Raw genomic sequence first — 16271 nt, 5'->3', positions numbered from 1 at the left:
CATGCAGGAAGCATTGGAATACGGACAAAGTGCCGCCTGATTGTTATTTTGTGGGTTAAAACATTGATTTTTCAAGGTGCTAAGCTTATTTTTAATGTGGGAAGTTTGAGTAATATATTTATTACATATGTAGGATTTAGCAGGAGGATTTTATTATGTCACTACCCCAGATTTCAGAAGCCGAATTTGAAGTTATGAAAATTGTATGGAAATATGCTCCCATCAATACAAATGAAATTACAGAAAAACTTACTCTAACTACCAGCTGGAGTCCAAAAACAATTCAAACTCTTATCAAGAGACTTGTTTCCAAAAAAGCTCTTTCCTACGAAAAACAAAGCCGGGTATTTGTCTATACTCCATTAGTCCAAGAAGATGAATATATACGCCAGGAAAGCAATTCTTTTTTAAAGCGATATTATAATGGAAATCTTTCTTCTATGCTGGCTTCTTACCTTGAAGACGATAAGCTCTCTTCAACAGAAATTGATAACTTACGCCATTTATTATCAAAACATCAGAAATAGGAGGTTTTGAATGAGCAACTGGATCATCCACTTTTTAATCAGTAATATCTTCATATGTATTTTTACACTTGTAATAATCGGAACAAAAAAACTTCTGAAAAAATATTTATCTGCGACTACACAGTACCATCTCTGTTTTCTTTTATTTTTATTACTTGCCGTGCCATTTTTTCCTGTACAGATTCATGGCTCACAACTTTTTTCATGGTTACATTTTTTTCAAACTGACTCAGGACTTAACTCTGGTACCGACACGCTATCCGAACTTACCAGTAATACACAAAATATTTTGTTAAACCAGGTGAATGATTTTTCAGTTTCCATCAGTAGTCAATTTTCTGGAGGCTTGAATACCATACTCTTTCTAATATGGATAACGGGTGTTATGATTATGTCAGTCCTCACCCTTCATTCATTAAACTATGTACATTCCATAAAAAGATCTGCTCTCCCGCTTCAAAATCAGCAGGTAAAAACTATTTATTACAATTGTTTAAAGGAACTTAAAATCTCTCACCCAGTATCAGTCTACAGTACTGCATTTTTAAAATCACCAGTTTTAATCGGAATAATACATCCCAGAATTTACATTCCCATCCATTTAATTTCCGAACTGAATCCTGATGATATGCGTTTTATGCTGCTACACGAATTACAGCATTACCGTCACAAAGATACATTTATTGGCTTCCTCATGGTCATAAGTAATATACTCTACTGGTTTAACCCTTTTGTTTGGTACACTTTAAAAGAAATTCTCTGTGACCGTGAAATAGCCTGTGATTCTGCTGTATTGCAGATGATTTCTGCTGATGAATACCAAGCTTATGGAACTACACTGATTAATTTTGCAGAAAAAATATCCTCTTTTTCCTCTCCACTGGCAGTTGGAATGTCCGGAAATTTCAGGCAGATGAAACGACGTATTCTCAACATCGCCGTTTTTAGGAAAGAAACTCTTTATCAAAAAATGAGAGCATTGATAATTTATCTGGTCATTAGTGCTGTTTTTATTGGATGTACACCCATTTTATCCATTGATGCCTCTACTCAAAGCGTATATCATTTTAGTGATACAGACAAAAATATCTCCCTGTTAGATATATCCGAAACATTTGGAACATATGATGGATCATTTGTTTTGTATGACAATAATTTGGATTCCTGGAAAATATACGATCTTGAAGAAGCCACCAAACGTATTCCGCCAGAGTCTACCTACAAAATATACGATGCATTATTAGGGTTGGAATCCGGAATCATCACACCAGAACACTCTTCCATGACATGGAATGGTGATGCCTTTCCTTTTCCATCCTGGGAAGCTGATCAGGATTTAAACTCTGCTATGCAAAATTCCGTTAACTGGTATTTCCAGGCAATTGATTCGCAGCTCGGAATTAACAGAGTCCAGGAATTTTTGAATAAAATAGAATATGGAAACCAAACAACCAGTTCAAATCTGGATTTATACTGGTCCGATTTTTCATTAAAAATCTCGCCTTTAGAGCAAGTAACATTATTAAAAAAATTTAACACAAATGAATTCCATCTAAATTTCCAAAATGTATTTTCTGTTAAAAATGCTATAAAAATTGCCAGTACACCTAATGGTAATTTCTACGGAAAAACTGGAACCGGTCGTGTCAACGGACAGGATATCAACGGCTGGTTTATCGGATATGTAGAAACTTCCGATAACAGCTATTATTTTGCAACCAATATCCAAAGTGATTCTAATGCAACTGGCAAAAAAGCATTTGAAATCACTTCTGATATCTTAAAAAAATTACATATATGGAATTAACAAATATGAAAGGGCTGATAGTTGTTATCAGTTCTTTCTTTTTATTCTATATTGATATTTGGGAACTTCTTTCGTACCATTATTCAGAATTTTATTCCCCATATATTTAAAACTCTTATCATCGTTGAACTTAACAGTCAGCTCACTTGTAATAACGGCATCATTACATATAAATGTATCACATACAGCATCAACAACCAACACACTGTTTCCCTCTCCGCTATCTCTTATTTCAACGACCTCCGGTAAAGATGTTCCAAAATAAGTAGGGCTATAATTTAAACAGCCTAATCGTTCCCAGTCATAAGTTTGATGTTCCGAATCAAATACTGCCCATTTTTTAATTTGATCTGCTGTTATCGGCAAAAACTCCATTATCAGATTTTCAAACTCTTCTGCCGGAATTCCACTTGAGTTACCTGAAAACTCATATCTCTCCCCGTATTTCATTCGATATAAATATTCATATAAACCATTATAATCTAACCCTTCCATATCAGATCTATCCCAATCAGAACATAAAAGATTATTCCCCTGATATCCAAGCAAATACACACACCTCTTTGAAACTTCCCTGCATTCATCACTTAAAGGTTTAATTCTTATCATAGAACTGCCATCAACCGCTTCTGATACTTCCGGATACTTTGGAACGCATAGCGTATAACCAAACCAGCCTTTTTCTGTATATTTCCATTCTTCTATCCTTGTATACGAAACATATACAATAGATGGATTGTCGTTCATACCCCAAACAGCTTTCACAGCCAGCAAATACATATCTGTCCCATCATAATTGAATTTGAGTCTTTCTATCCCACCATCCCTGTTAATCCTATATAAGACGATATCTCCTGTCAGATCCTGTTCTGCCCTGAAAAGAAATTCTTCCATTTTAGAATAATTAGCCATATTTGAATACGGTGCTGATGTAATAACGGGGACATTTTTTTCCTTTAATACTTCCTGCATTTCTTCCATTACTGTCTCAGAAACTACTATATTCGATGAAGTCCCTTTATCCGCCTTTTGATAAATGACTTTCATCTGATTCATAACATTCTTACAATCTTCAATAGCTTCTTCTTTCACGACTTCATCTACTGGCAAATCATATCCTCTTTCTTGTACAGCATAATTCGCAGTTTCCTGTGAAATATATTCTAAATCAGCCCCTTTACATTTTGTATTTCCTATGAAAAAGCATCCCGAAATAAATAAAACGCTCATCATCTTTTTCAGTTTTCTTTTTGTAATCATATCAATTATCTCCATAACATTCCTCCCACTTTTCGTCTGATAATCTTTCTGTATACCAGGTAACCTCTATTTCTGACCTTGATACATAATTGGATACATATTGAAATCTATCTTTATCTAACAGCCGAATGGTTACGCTATGACAAAACGCCTGATCTAATTCTTTTTGTGGCCATACCGCATTTACTTCCAGTGTTATTGTTCCATCTTGATTTTCTATGTAGGAAACAACTTCCGGATATGGAATATATGGTGTGGGAGCAAAATCATATACGATTCCTCTGGTTCGATACCGATATGTCTGTATTTCTGTGTGAAATACCGTTCCTGTCTGCAGTATCTCTGCGCTTATATTAAAATATTTTTGAAATATCGTTTCAAATGATTCTTTTGGGATTTCATAAGTCTTTCCTTCCTTAAATTCATCAGTTTTTTCTTCCATTGAAAGTAAACGATCAAAAACATCATAAAAATTTATTCCATCATAATTTTTTTCACTCCAATTAGAAGTAAACAATTTATTAAGTGTATATCCAAAAGGAAGTATATATTTTCGATTCAACTCCCGACATTTTTTATTTAACGGTGCTACCCGAAAGTCCCGATATCCAGACGGTCCATCATATCCTGCCGGATGATATTCTTCTATAAAGAAATGCCCGTTTTCTGTATATTTCCATGAATTAGCTCTAAACTCATGATAATATGTTTCCTGCCAAGTGTCCTCTTTCCATTTAAAAGAGCTTACTTCAACGTCTATTTTCCCCTGTTTGGTTTTCAGATCATACCGGATAAAATGATCCCCTGCTATAACTTGAAATATAGTAGTTTTTCCATTCTTCTCTTTTTCTGCTTTTTTCAAAAAATCATCTACTTTAATACTTTGAACCATATCCAGCTGATTGTAGGAATCAATTACTGCATATCCATATTTTCCAAAATAATCCATACTTTTTTGTATTGTACTCAGCTCATATAGTGCATTTTCTTTCACAGCATTCTTATATATGTTCCGATAGCCTTCTGCTAGCATTTCACACTCTCTGTAAATTTTTTCTTTCGTATCTTCAATTGTCTTTTTCTGCTCTTTCTTTATGCCACATCCACTACAGACAGCAAGAAAAATAACTCCCACAAATATTTTCCAAATTTTTTTCATATCATTTTCCTCTTACATTTGTAATATTTAAAGGTAAAAATTATTCATTACCAAGATATTCATCCAGTATCGCCTTATCCTTTTCCACCACATAACCGCTTCCTCCAATATCTTTCACATTCTCTACCATACTGATGAGCAAAATAGGATTCTTTGTATCTCTATCTGTAGTAAAAACTGTAAACCAGCCAATTTCTGTTCCAGATGTATCTTCTTTTGTAGCTTTCAGTTCCGCTGTTCCGGTTTTTCCTGCTAATCTAATGTCTTCCCGGCATGCTCCATAACCAGTTCCTTCCGGGTTATTCACTACACCCTCTAACCCCTCCATAACCTCCGAAACAATTTGTGGTGAAAAAGCATCTTTTATCCAGATTTCACTGGAAGTGCTTCCACCATCCGCGTGAAGATATGGCTTTATCATATTTCCATCATTTAGAAAAGCCGTATAAATGCTTGCAAGATGCAAAGGATTTACCAGAATCTGTCCCTGTCCATACCCACTGTCAGCAAGCTGGATTTCTGTTTCTATCTTGTCCATATTAGAATATTGGGACTCTGACATTTTAATATCAAATGGAAGTTCCTGATTAAATCCTATTTGATTTAGAGACTGCATCAGTTGATCCGCACCAATTTTTAATGCTGCTTTTGCAAAATAAATATTATCTGAATAAATAAGCGCATTTTTCAAGATCACAGGTTCATAATCATGAAGTGTAGTCACTGTATAATCTCCCCACGAGGAATCTTTCTGCCACGCCAGACCCTCATTTCCAAAATCGTCATTTGCAGTAAATGCCCCCACTTTTAATCCAATTGCAGCAATTACAGGTTTAAAAGTTGAGCCAGGACACCATGTCTGGCGAAAGCGGTTGTATAAAGGCCTGTCTTCATTTTCATTTAATGCACTCCACTGGCTGTTGTCCATTCCACGTACAAAATCATTATTATCATAAGATGGCGTACTTACCAACGCCAATACTTCCCCTGTATAAGGATTCAAAGCTACAGAACATCCTCTGTCTTCTTTAAATTGTTCATAAAGAGTACTTTGAAGATCACCATCAATCGTAGTATGGATATCTTCTCCATCTTTTCTAGGCTCATATGCAATAACACTTTTTTTATTTCCATTTGCATCTACAATACAGATTTCACACCCATCTGTTCCTTTTAGTTCTTTTTCATAAAGCGTTTCCAGTCCAGTCTTTCCAATCACACTGTTTGTACGATACCCTTCCCCTTTATGTTCCTGCAAATCTTCGGCTGTAACCGCCTGTACATACCCTACCAGATGAGAGGCAGCTTCTTTTAGATAATAAGTTCGTACTTTTACATCAGATAACATAATACCTGGAATCTTCAATAATGTGTCCTGCTTTTCTTTTTCTTCCAGAACAGTTTTATCCGGATTCACTGTCAAAAGATCGACCTCTTGTATTTTAGGAATTGTTGCTACTGGTACAAAAGAATCTGCTTTTACCCAACCGGCTTTTAACTTATCCTCAATTTCGTCTGCTCCAATTCCAAGATACTCTGCCAGTTTTTTTATTGTATCTTCTCTGTTCTCCATCCTGCCCGGAACAATTCCTACCGAAGATGCAGTTCCCTCTCCAGCCAACTGACGACCATTTCTGTCTAAAATATCTCCTCTCTTTGCCTCTTCTGACGTTACCTGAACTTTATCCGTTGCAGATAACTCTGGAAAAATCAACTGATCCTGCCAGATTAAATGATATCCTGTCCAATCATGTGAAAATACCGCATCGTTGGTAAATTCTACATTTCCTGCAGCAGTCTGCATATTTGTTGAATAGGAAACTGCCGCATTTCCGTTTTCTTGTCTTTTTACTGTAATATCGGTTATGGACAGATCAGACACCTCAATGCCTTCATATATTTTAGAATTTCGTTCTATAAATTCTTCCTTACTGTTCATGCTGCTTTTTTTCTGATCCAGCATGGCATACATTTGCTCATATTCCCCTTTTTCAATATATTTCATATATTCCATTAGTCTTTTTTCAGGAACATTACAATTCATTATTGTTACAATACCGATTCCACCACCAATCAATATACCGCTAAATAAAACTATTTTTGTAATAATCTTCGTGTGTTTTTTTCTTTTCTTTTTTCTCATATAGTTTTATTTCTCCTTTTTTCATATTTTCTTAAATATTACACTTGTAATATTTAAACGTCAAGCTTTTTCTTAGGTTTATATATGTAGACAAGAGAAAAGATTTGCATAAAAAAGAAAGGGCATCTCAAAGCCTTCTTTGATAAAGAACTTTACGACACTCTGAGGTAATGGTTTCTCCGGATGTTTCCCAAACGCTATAATCACTCTCCAGAAGAACCAAAAACGATTTTTAATTTTCTCTCAGAAAAAAAAGAACTACTCTAAATCTGCTGATCTTTGAAATAACCCTGCTCGTTTCTTATAATCACAAACATATTCAGACAACACATTCTTTGCTGGCAGATTATTATAGCAGAAAACGCAACAAATCCCTTTATTAACTTTTGTTCCATATATTTCCTGTACCAATCCTATTGTTTCATCATCTGAACAAAAGCTCTTCGGAATCTCCCTACAATCCCTGATAATAACGCAAATCTGTTTACTATGTCCTCTCTGTTAGTATACAAGCCAGCTAATCTCTTTATTATAGTATCTAAATACTTCTTCCCAATTCCACTACTCAAAATTTCTTCAGTCACTATTTCTGCAGATGTGTTTTTATATCAGCCAGAGTTCCCCTGGCTGAATTCTTCCAATATATACCTGTTAACACTTCTCAATGCTGACACTTTTTCCTTCGCTTCTCATCTTTCACCTGCTATACTGCACTCTGGCTTGAATTCATTCCCTCTCTTCCAGTTCCGATTTATAATCTTCCAAGTCCATAAGAAAAGTCTCATAGCCTTCATCACTCATGCATAACAGCTTTCTTAGGGTATTGCAGACAAGCCTAATCATATCCGCATCCCCTTTTAGAAATGGAATGATATGGTCGATTGCTTCCATTGTGTCATTTCTGTTTCCTTTATCAAACATTGCGGTTACTAAACATTCGTCTGTATCAAAGTTCATTGTCAGATCCATCATAATTCTACATCCCCCTTCTTATGTGCTTTGGTTTTTTCTGCTTCTTTATTTTTCTGTTCCTGTGCTTTTGCCCTTGCCTGAAACTTTTTCAACGACTGCAGCACAGATTTTTTCAGTTCCCCTTTTTCGCCCTTTGCCGGCTCTTTCTTTTGTGCCCGGTTCGGTTCCACTGATCCGGATTCTTTCTTGACTGGTGCTTCTGGAACTTCCTGTTTCACTTCCACAGTCTGTTTTGTTTCCTGCACCTTTTCATGTTTCTCGTTCAGATATTTTTCCATATCGTTGATTGCTTTCTGTACCAATGGACTTTCTTTATAATGTGGAATCATATCAATCAGATGGATTTGTATATGAAGTAGACTACTCTCATATCCGAAAAATGAATACCCTGCTGGGAAATATCAGCAGTAATTTGAATCAGATCACCCGTCGTATAAACAGCACCAATGCAGTTTACCAAAAGGATCTGGACGATATAAAGGAGTTAATGGAAAAAATATGGCAGTTACAAAAATCCATGGTATCAAAACAACCGTTGATAAAGCAATAGAATACATCTGCAATCCACATAAAACAGACCAGAAACTATATATTTCTTCCTTTGCCTGCTCTCCTGAAACAGCAGTTCTTGACTTTAAATACACTTTGGATCACACACATGACTGCCGAGATGCACATAATGCAAATAAGGCATTTCATCTGATTCAGGCATTTTCCCCTGGTGAAGTTTCCTATGAAGAAGCCCATCAAATTGGCAAAGAACTTGCGGATCGCTTATTGGAGGGAAAATACTCCTATGTTCTGACAACACACACTGATAAAGGTCATGTACATAACCATTTAATTTTCTGTTCTGCAGATAACATCACTTTTTCTCATTACCATGACTGTAAAAAGAATTACTGGAAAATACGAAATCTCAGCGACACTTTATGCCAGGAACATAACCTGTCCACAATTATGCCAGATGGTAAAAAAGGAATGAAATACAATGAATGGGCTGCAAATAAATCTGAATCCAGTAAAAAAGCGCAGCTGCGAAAAGATATCAACCAGACAATCCGAATCGTTTCCACTTATTCAGAATTTCTTGCATTTATGGAAGCTAAAGGATATGAAATAAAAAACGCAGAATTTGGCGAAAACAGCAGAAAATACATTACCTTTCGTTCTCCCGATATGTCCCATCCAGTGCGTGGAAGTGCTAAATCTTTAGGAAAAAATTTTACTAAGGAACGTATCAAAGAACGCATTAATAATAAGCTCCACAGAACTACTGTTCCTTCTGTTCGTAATAAGTTAATAGACACCAACACTCCCAATATAGCAGGAAACATTGGACTTCAGAAATGGGCAAATAAGGAAAATTTAAAAATTGTCTCTGCTGAATATAACAAGATGTTCACACATAATCTACATAATTTTTCAGAACTTGAAGACCGCATAGCCTTGTTACATATGCAGCAAAAAGAGGTAAATACCTCTGTTGTTTCTCTCGAGTCTCAGATACGCCATCTCGAGAAATGCTAAAATATGCCGAACAATATCAGAAAAATAAAATTTACGACGACCATTATAAAAGCTCCAAAGATCCAGATCGTTATTTCCGTAAATATGAATCTCAAATTATTCTTTTCGCGGGTGCTGAACATATTTTACAGGAAAATGGCATGAATCTGAAGCATCTTAATACTAATAAGTTACAGGAGCAAATTGCAGATCTTATTTCCAGAAAGGAATCACTAAATACTCAATACGTTTCCTTTAAGCAAGAAATAAAAGAGTTGGAATTGATACATCAAAACCTGTCCAAATATCTCAAACAGGATGCTCCTGAAATACAAAGATCTTCTCATAACCAACTCCCTTCTTTGTAAAACCATAATAATAGGCAGCGATTTCACTCGCTGCCTAAATTTCCGTTAAACCGATATCCTACACCTCGTACTGTGGTGCTAGAATATAAATAGTACAAGCCAAAATGAGAAATTCCAAATACACATAAGCATGATACAATAGAAGCATGCTGAAGGAGGATCTCATATGGCAAAGCAACATGACAAACAATTTAAACTTGATGCAGTCCAGTACTATCAGGATCACAAAGATCTCGGAGTACGTGGATGTGCAGAAAATCTTGGCATCGGATACAGCACATTAACAAAATGGCTGAAAGACTTCCGGGAATCAGGTGATATTCCTGTTCGTGGTTCTGGTAATTATGCATCTGATGAGCAGAAGGAAATTGCCCGTCTCAGACGTGAATTACGCGATGCCCAAGATGCACTCGATGTGTTAAAAAAAGCAATCAACATTCTGGGAAAATGACGGAAGCCATTTATCTTGAAGTGTCTGAGAAGACGGAAGCTGCCAAAAAGGCTGGACGCCGGGTTTCCGTCTCCGGAATGTTGAAATTTTTAGGTGTCTCTCGCTCAGGATATCTTGCATGGCTCCACCACGTACCTTCTGATACAGAAAAACGTCGTAAAGCTGTAAAAGCAAAAATACAGGATATTTATGATGATTCCAAGCAGAACTACGGTGCTCCGAAAATCACTGTAGAACTTCGAAAAACTGGTGAAGTCATTTCGGAAAGAACCGTTGGTACATATATGCGCCAAATGGGGATCCGTGCTCAGTGGAGCAAACCATGGACGATCACCACAAAAGATTCCGATTTCAGCACTGAATTACAAAATATCCTTGATGAGCAATTTAATCCTGATCGTCCGAATGCAGTCTGGTGTTCGGATATTACCTACATCTGGACAATAGATGGATTTGTCTATCTGACCAGTGTTATGGATTTATTTTCCAGAAAAATCATAGCCTGGACGCTTTCAGAAACACTGGAAGTATCTTACGTGATTGATACTATAAACAAAGCCAAAGCTCGCCGAAATATCGATCAACCATTAATTATCCATTCGGATCGTGGCAGCCAATATGTTGCAAAGGAATATAAAAAAGCAACCGAAAATATGCAGCGCAGTTATTCGAAGAAAGCTTTTCCGTGGGATAATGCATGCATTGAATCCTTTCATTCTATTATCAAACGTGAATGGCTCAATCGCTTTAAAATTCGCGACTATAAGCAGGCATACCAGTTGATTTTTGAATATCTGGAAGCTTTCTACAATACGAAACGAATTCATAGCCATTGCAACTATATGTCGCCAAACGAATTCGAACGAGTGTATGAAAGAACGCACACTGAGGCTGAGCTTCTGGCAGGTTAAAATGGGGAGAAATTTCTCATTTTAACTTGTACTAAATCTTGACATAGGACCACTGTTTGTATATATAATGGTTGTCCAGGATCATCTTCTATTTTTTCTCTGATATTGCAGATATGTCGCATAACCACATTATAATCACCGGAATAAGGTTCATTCCATACCAAATCATAAACCAGTTCTTTTCCAAATATTCTACCTGGACTTTTCGCTAAAAGAAGTAAAATATCATATTCATATTTTGAAAGGTGAACATCACTATCATTCTTTTTAACAATTCGTTCCTGCAGATATATTTTTAATTCTCCAAACCTTATAATTTCCGGTATGAATTGGTTTTTATGTTCCCAGCTAGTCAATATGTTTTCACTTATGCTTCCATTAGCATCTGTGATTCTCTCAATAATTTCTATCTTTTTCACCTTTATTGCCTCTACATTATTAATTTATATTCTATATATCATCTGCCATTTGACTTTTTCATCCAGAAAGTTATAATGAATTTCTTATTATCTTAACATCAATTGACCACTGCCAATCTAAATTAAATCTACGGACTAAAACGATATTTTTCTTCTACGAAAATACACGGTATATTATGCCAACTGTTTTGTCTTATAATGAATTGTGCCTTTAAACAAGCAGATTATAGCAAAACAAAAATTTACTCCCCATATAAGTGCTCTCATATGATATATGTCATTTACCATTTCTGTCATAATTAGAAAGACTGGCATAGAATTTACTATAACAGCCAAAAATCCGCCAAAAAACATTCTTATTAAAACAGGTAAACCCCAACACACAGTCGAAACAATCACTGCACCAAAAGAACTATCCTGATATGCTGAAACGCATAACGTTATTGCACATAGTGATAAGACTGCTTCAAAATTTAACCCCACCAAAATTGTCAAATATTTCCAAAACAATACCGGCTACATTCTACAATTAGAAAGCACTACCGCAGATATATTATTAAATCCATCCAAACCATATATCGTCCAACATAATATGAGATTAACTACTATAATCCATAAAAATAAAAAAATAGTAAATGTAAAAGAGGCAAAGATTTTTGCGGTAATATCTTTCCTTTTTCCTTCCTTTGTACTAAAAATTAATGGTAACATTTTAGTCTGACTTTCCTCTGCATAAATGGTTGATACCACGCAAATTATCAATATACTTCCCAAAATCAAGCCAAACTGAAGCATTTCAACAAATACTTTCCACCCTGTTGTATATGCCAAATAAGGAGTTTTTTTAATTTGATTATAAGTTTCTCCCAATTCTGTTTTTTCTAGAGAATATCTTTCCGTTGGAAGTTCCCCACTCTCCCATGATCCATTGGTAAAATATCGCGTAACAAAATCATTCAAAAAATTTCCATCTCTCCAGCCTGGCATATTTTCCTCTAATTTTGAAGGCAAGCCATATTTTTCAACAATCTGGTTTACTTTTTTATCTGTTAACTCACCTTCAAACTCTTCCGTAATTTTCCTATTCACCTGCACAGCTTCATAACCAGAATAGAACTTTCCATCTACTGTTGCTATTTCTCCACCTACCTCTACCAGACCAAAATATAATAATATTAACCCCATCACCGCCAACATTCCTATTTTAAATATTTTATTATGAAAAAGTTTATATATTTCTGTTCTATAAAGTCGCACTTTTTTCTCCTTCCATCATTTGTGAATGATAAAGATATGCATCTTCGAGTGTACTTTCCACATTTTTCGCATTTACTACAGGTTGTTTTTTTGAAATAATTCTTAATTCTACGTTTTCTCCACTGTTTCTCATATTACTCACTATATACAGATTCTCTATTCGTTCCGCTTCTTTTTCTGACACTACACATTTCCAAACATGTCCCTCCACTTTTTCTATAATCTTTTTTTCTGTTCCTTCTTGAATCAATTCACCATTCTTCATAATTAAGATTTTGTCTGCAATATAATCGATATCAGACACTATATGCGTAGACAATAAAACTATCCTGTTTTTCCCAAGAGAACTAATCACTTTCCTGAAACGTACCCTCTCCTTTGGATCCAGTCCAGCCGTAGGTTCATCCAGTATCAAAATTTCTGGATCATTCAAAAGTGCCTGTGCAATTCCTATTCTTCGTATCATTCCCCCTGAAAAAGTCTTCAATTTTTTCTTTTTCTTATTTTTCAGCTCTACCAGATCTAAAAGTTCCTCAATGCGACTATCTGCATATTCTTTTGGCAAGGCTTTCAATGCAGCCATATATCGAAGAAATCGTTCAGCAGTAAATTCATCATAATATCCAAAATCCTGCGGTAAATATCCCAATAGTTTTCGATACTCTGCTCCCATACTCGCAATTTCAATATTATCACAGTAAATATTTCCTGTTGTTGGCTTTAAAATACCACAAATCAACCTCATTAATGTTGTTTTTCCCGCGCCATTTTCTCCTAGCAACCCATATACTCCATTTACGAATGTATAATTAAACTTTCTAACCGCTTCTTTATCCTTATATCTTTTCTCTATATCCATCAACTTTAATTCATGCATAATATTTCCCCTTTTTCCATTTTATTAAGTAATCTTTTTACTTGCATTACAATTAGAATACCTAACACAAAAAAAGCTACCATCCACATCCACAGTGCTGTTATTAAAAATATTCCTGGAATGGAACCAATCACTCCATAACTGATTGGTAAAAAAAATACACTCATGCCAAACAAAGACACTCTTTTTCTTCTCGTTTCCATTGATAAAATTCCTAGCGCAATAACATTCGATAACAGATATGGTGTTAAAATATACAACCCGACCTGTAATAGTCCAATTTTCCAATGCCAGCTCAAATAGTTCACTATCAAAAGCAACATTGCACCATTTATCATCCCGGACAATACCAACCATGTAGCAACACACTGTTTTGTATTAAAATAACAGCTCTCTCCCAACTCTCCTACTCTCCCAAAAAATAATTTATCAATCACACTGATAGACATTATGCTAAGAAGCCCAGCTCCCCCCATACATATCATAATCATTTCATTCTGATCCACTCCAGTATGCTGTAACGCAGCAATAGCAATGATTCCTAAACAAATAATAACACCATAAACAACAAAAAATAATTTATCCATGTAATAAAGCTGATGAAGTAAAATATTTTTTTCAGACATCATTGGTATTTTTTGTTTTTCCAGTTCTTCAATCATCACATTATAAGTTTTTTGTTTTCTAGTTTTATCAACCCAAAGTTGCTGATCTGCTTTTGTAAAAAGATTCTTTATTTCACTATTTTTCATAATCGTTCTCCATTATCTTTTTTAGCTGATTTACCCCTAAGCGAAATCGAGATTTTGTAGTAGAAACACTACATCCCATAATCTTTGCTATGTCTTTAAATTTCATTTCTTCATAAATACGCAAAATAACAACCTCCTTTATATCTCGCGAAAGTTCATTTAACAAACTCCTCAAATAAATGGCATCCGTAGCTTCATTCAAAAAATCTCTGTGATTTGAAATATTGGCAAATTTCTCACAATCAACGGCTGTTCCTTTTTCCTTTTTGTCTCGGAAATAATTAAAACATATATTTCTTGCAATCGTCAGGAGATAGCCTTTAAGATTTTTATGTTTATAAGAAGTTCCATATTTAATGAATTTCAAAAATGTTTCTTGTGCAATATCGTAAGCATCATCCTCGGTTTGAACCATATATAAGCAAAAGCGATAAATATCTGCATAATATTGCTCAACAATAATGTCAACCGCTTCTTTACTTCCGCTATGCACTTTTTGAATCAATTCACTGTCTTTCATAGCGTTTTCTCCAATCATAAAACGTTTTACACCCTATATAACCTCCATAAAGGCAAAAAAGTTCACTATAAAATAATTTTTTATTCCTATTACACTTTATTTTCATATGAATCATACCATTTATTATAAATCCTAAAACTGTGCCCTACAAATCGAATTTCTTTTCAAATAAATAACAAGAGCATTTTTATCTTTAGGGTATTATTCATTAGGCATGTTGTAGTAGAAATCTTCTACCCTCTCCATACTGAGATGATTTTCTCCATTATCTATGACTTTCTGTCAATTTGACAGCTCTGATTTCTTTCTCTATTGCTCTGATGGCTGTTTTGTACTCATTCCTCGTCCTCCTCTTCCAGTTCCGCTTTATAATCTTCTAAGTCCATAAGAAAAATCTCATAGCCTTCATTGCTCATGCAGAACAGCTTTCTTATGGTATTGCAGACAAGCCCGATCATATCCTCATCCCCTTCCAGAAATGGAATAATATTGCCGATGGCTTCCATCGTGTCATTTCTGTTGCCTTTATCAAACATTGCGGTCACTAAGCATTCATCTGTATCAAAGTTCATTGCCAGATCCATCATAATTCTACCTCCCCCTTCTTACGTGCTTTGGATTTTTCAGTTTCCGTTTCTTTCTGCTCCTGTGCTTTTGCTCTTGCCTGAAACTCTTTCAATGACTGCAGTACGGATTTTTTCAGTTCTCCTTTTCCACCCTTTGCAGGCTCTTTGTTTTGTTCCCGGTTTGGTTCTACTGATACGGATTCTTTCTTGACTGGTGCTTCTGGAACTTCCTGTTTCACTTCCACAGTCTGTTCTGCTTCCTGCACTTTTCCATGTTTCTCATTCAAATACTTTTCCATATCGTTAATTGCTTTCTGTACCAATGGACTTTCCTTATAATGCGGAATCATATCTATCAGTTCCCTGTCTACTCTGTCCCAACACATCAGTTCGTACTCTCCAGAATAATCCTTATCCCCGTCCTGCAGGTCAAAACCAATCCCTTTGCCTCCATGCAGTCGATCTGCCGGAATACTTTCATAAATCTTAATCGCTTCTTCCAGAGTAAGATTATTATGGTATTCTCCCATGACCGGAAACTCCATACACTCTGCCACATAAAAAGTAATCGTAGCTTCCGGCTGTTCCTGTTCTGATTGTCTGGTAAAGATAGAAAAGGTTTCTGCATTTTCCAGGCGGGAAAGTAATGACCGGGCAGTTATCACATCACTGTCTATATCAGATTCTTCCGATACTTCAACCAGCCAGTCCTTTAAACACCCTGTTTTCTGATTCAAAATGTCCTCTGTGATTTTCTTCACCTGTTCTTCCCT

At 35.5% G+C, this 16271-nt stretch carries 18 protein-coding genes and 1 pseudogene; 7 read left to right on the top strand and 12 right to left on the bottom strand.

What is annotated here, in order from left to right; translation table 11 throughout:
- Positions 1–152: 152 nt before the first annotated feature.
- Positions 153–527: a BlaI/MecI/CopY family transcriptional regulator gene (locus ACTNES_RS14040; RefSeq protein WP_092073165.1), complete on the top strand. Its 375-nt coding sequence runs from the start codon at positions 153–155 to the stop codon at positions 525–527.
- Between the two features lie 10 nt (positions 528–537).
- Complete coding sequence (locus tag ACTNES_RS14035; RefSeq protein ID WP_441035267.1) at positions 538–2334, top strand: BlaR1 family beta-lactam sensor/signal transducer; 1797 nt, start codon at positions 538–540, stop codon at positions 2332–2334.
- A gap of 27 nt (positions 2335–2361) precedes the next feature.
- Here ACTNES_RS14035 and ACTNES_RS14030 read toward each other — a convergent pair whose 3' ends face one another.
- The 5 genes from ACTNES_RS14030 to ACTNES_RS14010 form a co-directional block, all read right to left on the bottom strand.
- A complete protein-coding gene (locus ACTNES_RS14030) occupies positions 2362–3609 on the bottom strand; it encodes a DUF6070 family protein (RefSeq protein WP_055059611.1) in 1248 nt (415 codons plus the stop codon).
- Positions 3596–4753, bottom strand: a complete 1158-nt coding sequence (locus tag ACTNES_RS14025) for a DUF6070 family protein (protein WP_441039741.1) — start codon at positions 4751–4753, stop codon at positions 3596–3598. Before ACTNES_RS14025 ends, ACTNES_RS14030 begins: the two co-directional genes overlap by 14 nt.
- Positions 4754–4793: 40 nt before the next feature.
- The gene (locus tag ACTNES_RS14020; RefSeq protein ID WP_441039739.1) at positions 4794–6896 is read right to left on the bottom strand and encodes a penicillin-binding transpeptidase domain-containing protein; all 2103 of its coding nucleotides are present in this window, start codon (positions 6894–6896) and stop codon (positions 4794–4796) included.
- 726 nt (positions 6897–7622) lie between these two features.
- The gene (locus ACTNES_RS14015; protein WP_015524609.1) at positions 7623–7868 is read right to left on the bottom strand and encodes a transposon-transfer assisting family protein; all 246 of its coding nucleotides are present in this window, start codon (positions 7866–7868) and stop codon (positions 7623–7625) included.
- Positions 7865–8170 (bottom strand): hypothetical protein, encoded by a 306-nt coding sequence (locus tag ACTNES_RS14010; RefSeq protein ID WP_117592916.1) that lies wholly within the window; start codon positions 8168–8170, stop codon positions 7865–7867. The genes ACTNES_RS14015 and ACTNES_RS14010 overlap by 4 nt, the downstream gene beginning before the upstream one ends.
- Between ACTNES_RS14010 and mobC the strand changes: the two genes are divergently transcribed.
- The 5 genes from mobC (at position 8170) to ACTNES_RS13985 (ending at position 11107) form a co-directional block, all read left to right on the top strand.
- Complete coding sequence (gene mobC, locus ACTNES_RS14005) at positions 8170–8418, top strand: plasmid mobilization relaxosome protein MobC (protein ID WP_330422422.1); 249 nt, start codon at positions 8170–8172, stop codon at positions 8416–8418. The two genes, ACTNES_RS14010 and mobC, sit on opposite strands and share 1 nt — an antisense overlap.
- Positions 8367–9398: a relaxase/mobilization nuclease domain-containing protein gene (locus ACTNES_RS14000; protein WP_441039736.1), complete on the top strand. Its 1032-nt coding sequence runs from the start codon at positions 8367–8369 to the stop codon at positions 9396–9398. The genes mobC and ACTNES_RS14000 overlap by 52 nt, the downstream gene beginning before the upstream one ends.
- Entirely contained in the window at positions 9392–9745 is a 354-nt protein-coding gene (locus ACTNES_RS13995) for a hypothetical protein (RefSeq protein WP_441039734.1), read from the top strand. The genes ACTNES_RS14000 and ACTNES_RS13995 overlap by 7 nt, the downstream gene beginning before the upstream one ends.
- Before the next feature lie 166 nt (positions 9746–9911).
- The gene (locus ACTNES_RS13990; RefSeq protein ID WP_005612369.1) at positions 9912–10196 is read left to right on the top strand and encodes a transposase; all 285 of its coding nucleotides are present in this window, start codon (positions 9912–9914) and stop codon (positions 10194–10196) included.
- On the top strand, positions 10193–11107 hold the full coding sequence (locus ACTNES_RS13985) for an IS3 family transposase (protein ID WP_076777595.1): 915 nt from the start codon (positions 10193–10195) through the stop codon (positions 11105–11107). Before ACTNES_RS13990 ends, ACTNES_RS13985 begins: the two co-directional genes overlap by 4 nt.
- Here the strand turns inward: ACTNES_RS13985 and ACTNES_RS13980 are convergent.
- The 7 genes and pseudogenes from ACTNES_RS13980 to ACTNES_RS13950 all read right to left on the bottom strand — a co-directional run.
- Positions 11104–11526: a winged helix-turn-helix domain-containing protein gene (locus ACTNES_RS13980; RefSeq protein ID WP_441039732.1), complete on the bottom strand. Its 423-nt coding sequence runs from the start codon at positions 11524–11526 to the stop codon at positions 11104–11106. The genes ACTNES_RS13985 and ACTNES_RS13980 overlap by 4 nt on opposite strands.
- 516 nt (positions 11527–12042) lie before the next feature.
- On the bottom strand, positions 12043–12783 hold the full coding sequence (locus tag ACTNES_RS13975) for a hypothetical protein (RefSeq protein ID WP_441039730.1): 741 nt from the start codon (positions 12781–12783) through the stop codon (positions 12043–12045).
- Positions 12770–13660 carry an ABC transporter ATP-binding protein gene (locus ACTNES_RS13970; protein ID WP_173909207.1) on the bottom strand — a complete coding sequence of 297 codons (891 nt, stop codon included), beginning with the start codon at positions 13658–13660 and terminating at the stop codon, positions 12770–12772. The genes ACTNES_RS13975 and ACTNES_RS13970 overlap by 14 nt, the downstream gene beginning before the upstream one ends.
- Complete coding sequence (locus ACTNES_RS13965; RefSeq protein WP_441039727.1) at positions 13648–14412, bottom strand: hypothetical protein; 765 nt, start codon at positions 14410–14412, stop codon at positions 13648–13650. The genes ACTNES_RS13970 and ACTNES_RS13965 overlap by 13 nt, the downstream gene beginning before the upstream one ends.
- Positions 14402–14932 carry an RNA polymerase sigma factor gene (locus tag ACTNES_RS13960; protein WP_173761435.1) on the bottom strand — a complete coding sequence of 177 codons (531 nt, stop codon included), beginning with the start codon at positions 14930–14932 and terminating at the stop codon, positions 14402–14404. The genes ACTNES_RS13965 and ACTNES_RS13960 overlap by 11 nt, the downstream gene beginning before the upstream one ends.
- A 335-nt stretch (positions 14933–15267) precedes the next feature.
- On the bottom strand, positions 15268–15519 hold the full coding sequence (locus ACTNES_RS13955; RefSeq protein ID WP_173761436.1) for a transposon-transfer assisting family protein: 252 nt from the start codon (positions 15517–15519) through the stop codon (positions 15268–15270).
- A pseudogene (locus ACTNES_RS13950) lies at positions 15516–16271 on the bottom strand (DUF3849 domain-containing protein); the annotation flags it as partial. The pseudogene ACTNES_RS13950 and the gene ACTNES_RS13955, both read right to left, overlap by 4 nt.

Source organism: Blautia sp. HCP3S3_D9 (assembly GCF_052063845.1).
In the GTDB taxonomy this organism is placed as follows: Bacteria; Bacillota; Clostridia; order Lachnospirales; family Lachnospiraceae; genus Blautia_A.
The sequence above is the reverse complement of the archived record's forward strand: the minus strand, read 5'-3'. Positions and strand labels throughout refer to the sequence as shown.

Bases quoted from the DNA above. Each gene is read 5' to 3' on its own strand.
- ACTNES_RS14000 (WP_441039736.1), top strand. From the start codon at position 8,367: ATGGCAGTTACAAAAATCCATGGTATCAAAACAACCGTTGATAAAGCA.
- ACTNES_RS14030 (WP_055059611.1), bottom strand. From the start codon at position 3,609: ATGGAGATAATTGATATGATTACAAAAAGAAAACTGAAAAAGATGATG.
- ACTNES_RS13990 (WP_005612369.1), top strand. From the start codon at position 9,912: ATGGCAAAGCAACATGACAAACAATTTAAACTTGATGCAGTCCAGTAC.
- ACTNES_RS14035 (WP_441035267.1), top strand. From the start codon at position 538: ATGAGCAACTGGATCATCCACTTTTTAATCAGTAATATCTTCATATGT.
- ACTNES_RS13960 (WP_173761435.1), bottom strand. From the start codon at position 14,932: ATGAAAGACAGTGAATTGATTCAAAAAGTGCATAGCGGAAGTAAAGAA.
- ACTNES_RS13965 (WP_441039727.1), bottom strand. From the start codon at position 14,412: ATGAAAAATAGTGAAATAAAGAATCTTTTTACAAAAGCAGATCAGCAA.
- ACTNES_RS14015 (WP_015524609.1), bottom strand. From the start codon at position 7,868: ATGATGGATCTGACAATGAACTTTGATACAGACGAATGTTTAGTAACC.
- ACTNES_RS13970 (WP_173909207.1), bottom strand. From the start codon at position 13,660: ATGCATGAATTAAAGTTGATGGATATAGAGAAAAGATATAAGGATAAA.
- ACTNES_RS13985 (WP_076777595.1), top strand. From the start codon at position 10,193: ATGACGGAAGCCATTTATCTTGAAGTGTCTGAGAAGACGGAAGCTGCC.
- ACTNES_RS14025 (WP_441039741.1), bottom strand. From the start codon at position 4,753: ATGAAAAAAATTTGGAAAATATTTGTGGGAGTTATTTTTCTTGCTGTC.
- ACTNES_RS14020 (WP_441039739.1), bottom strand. From the start codon at position 6,896: ATGAGAAAAAAGAAAAGAAAAAAACACACGAAGATTATTACAAAAATA.
- ACTNES_RS13995 (WP_441039734.1), top strand. From the start codon at position 9,392: ATGCTAAAATATGCCGAACAATATCAGAAAAATAAAATTTACGACGAC.
- ACTNES_RS13955 (WP_173761436.1), bottom strand. From the start codon at position 15,519: ATGATGGATCTGGCAATGAACTTTGATACAGATGAATGCTTAGTGACC.
- mobC (WP_330422422.1), top strand. From the start codon at position 8,170: ATGGACTTTCTTTATAATGTGGAATCATATCAATCAGATGGATTTGTA.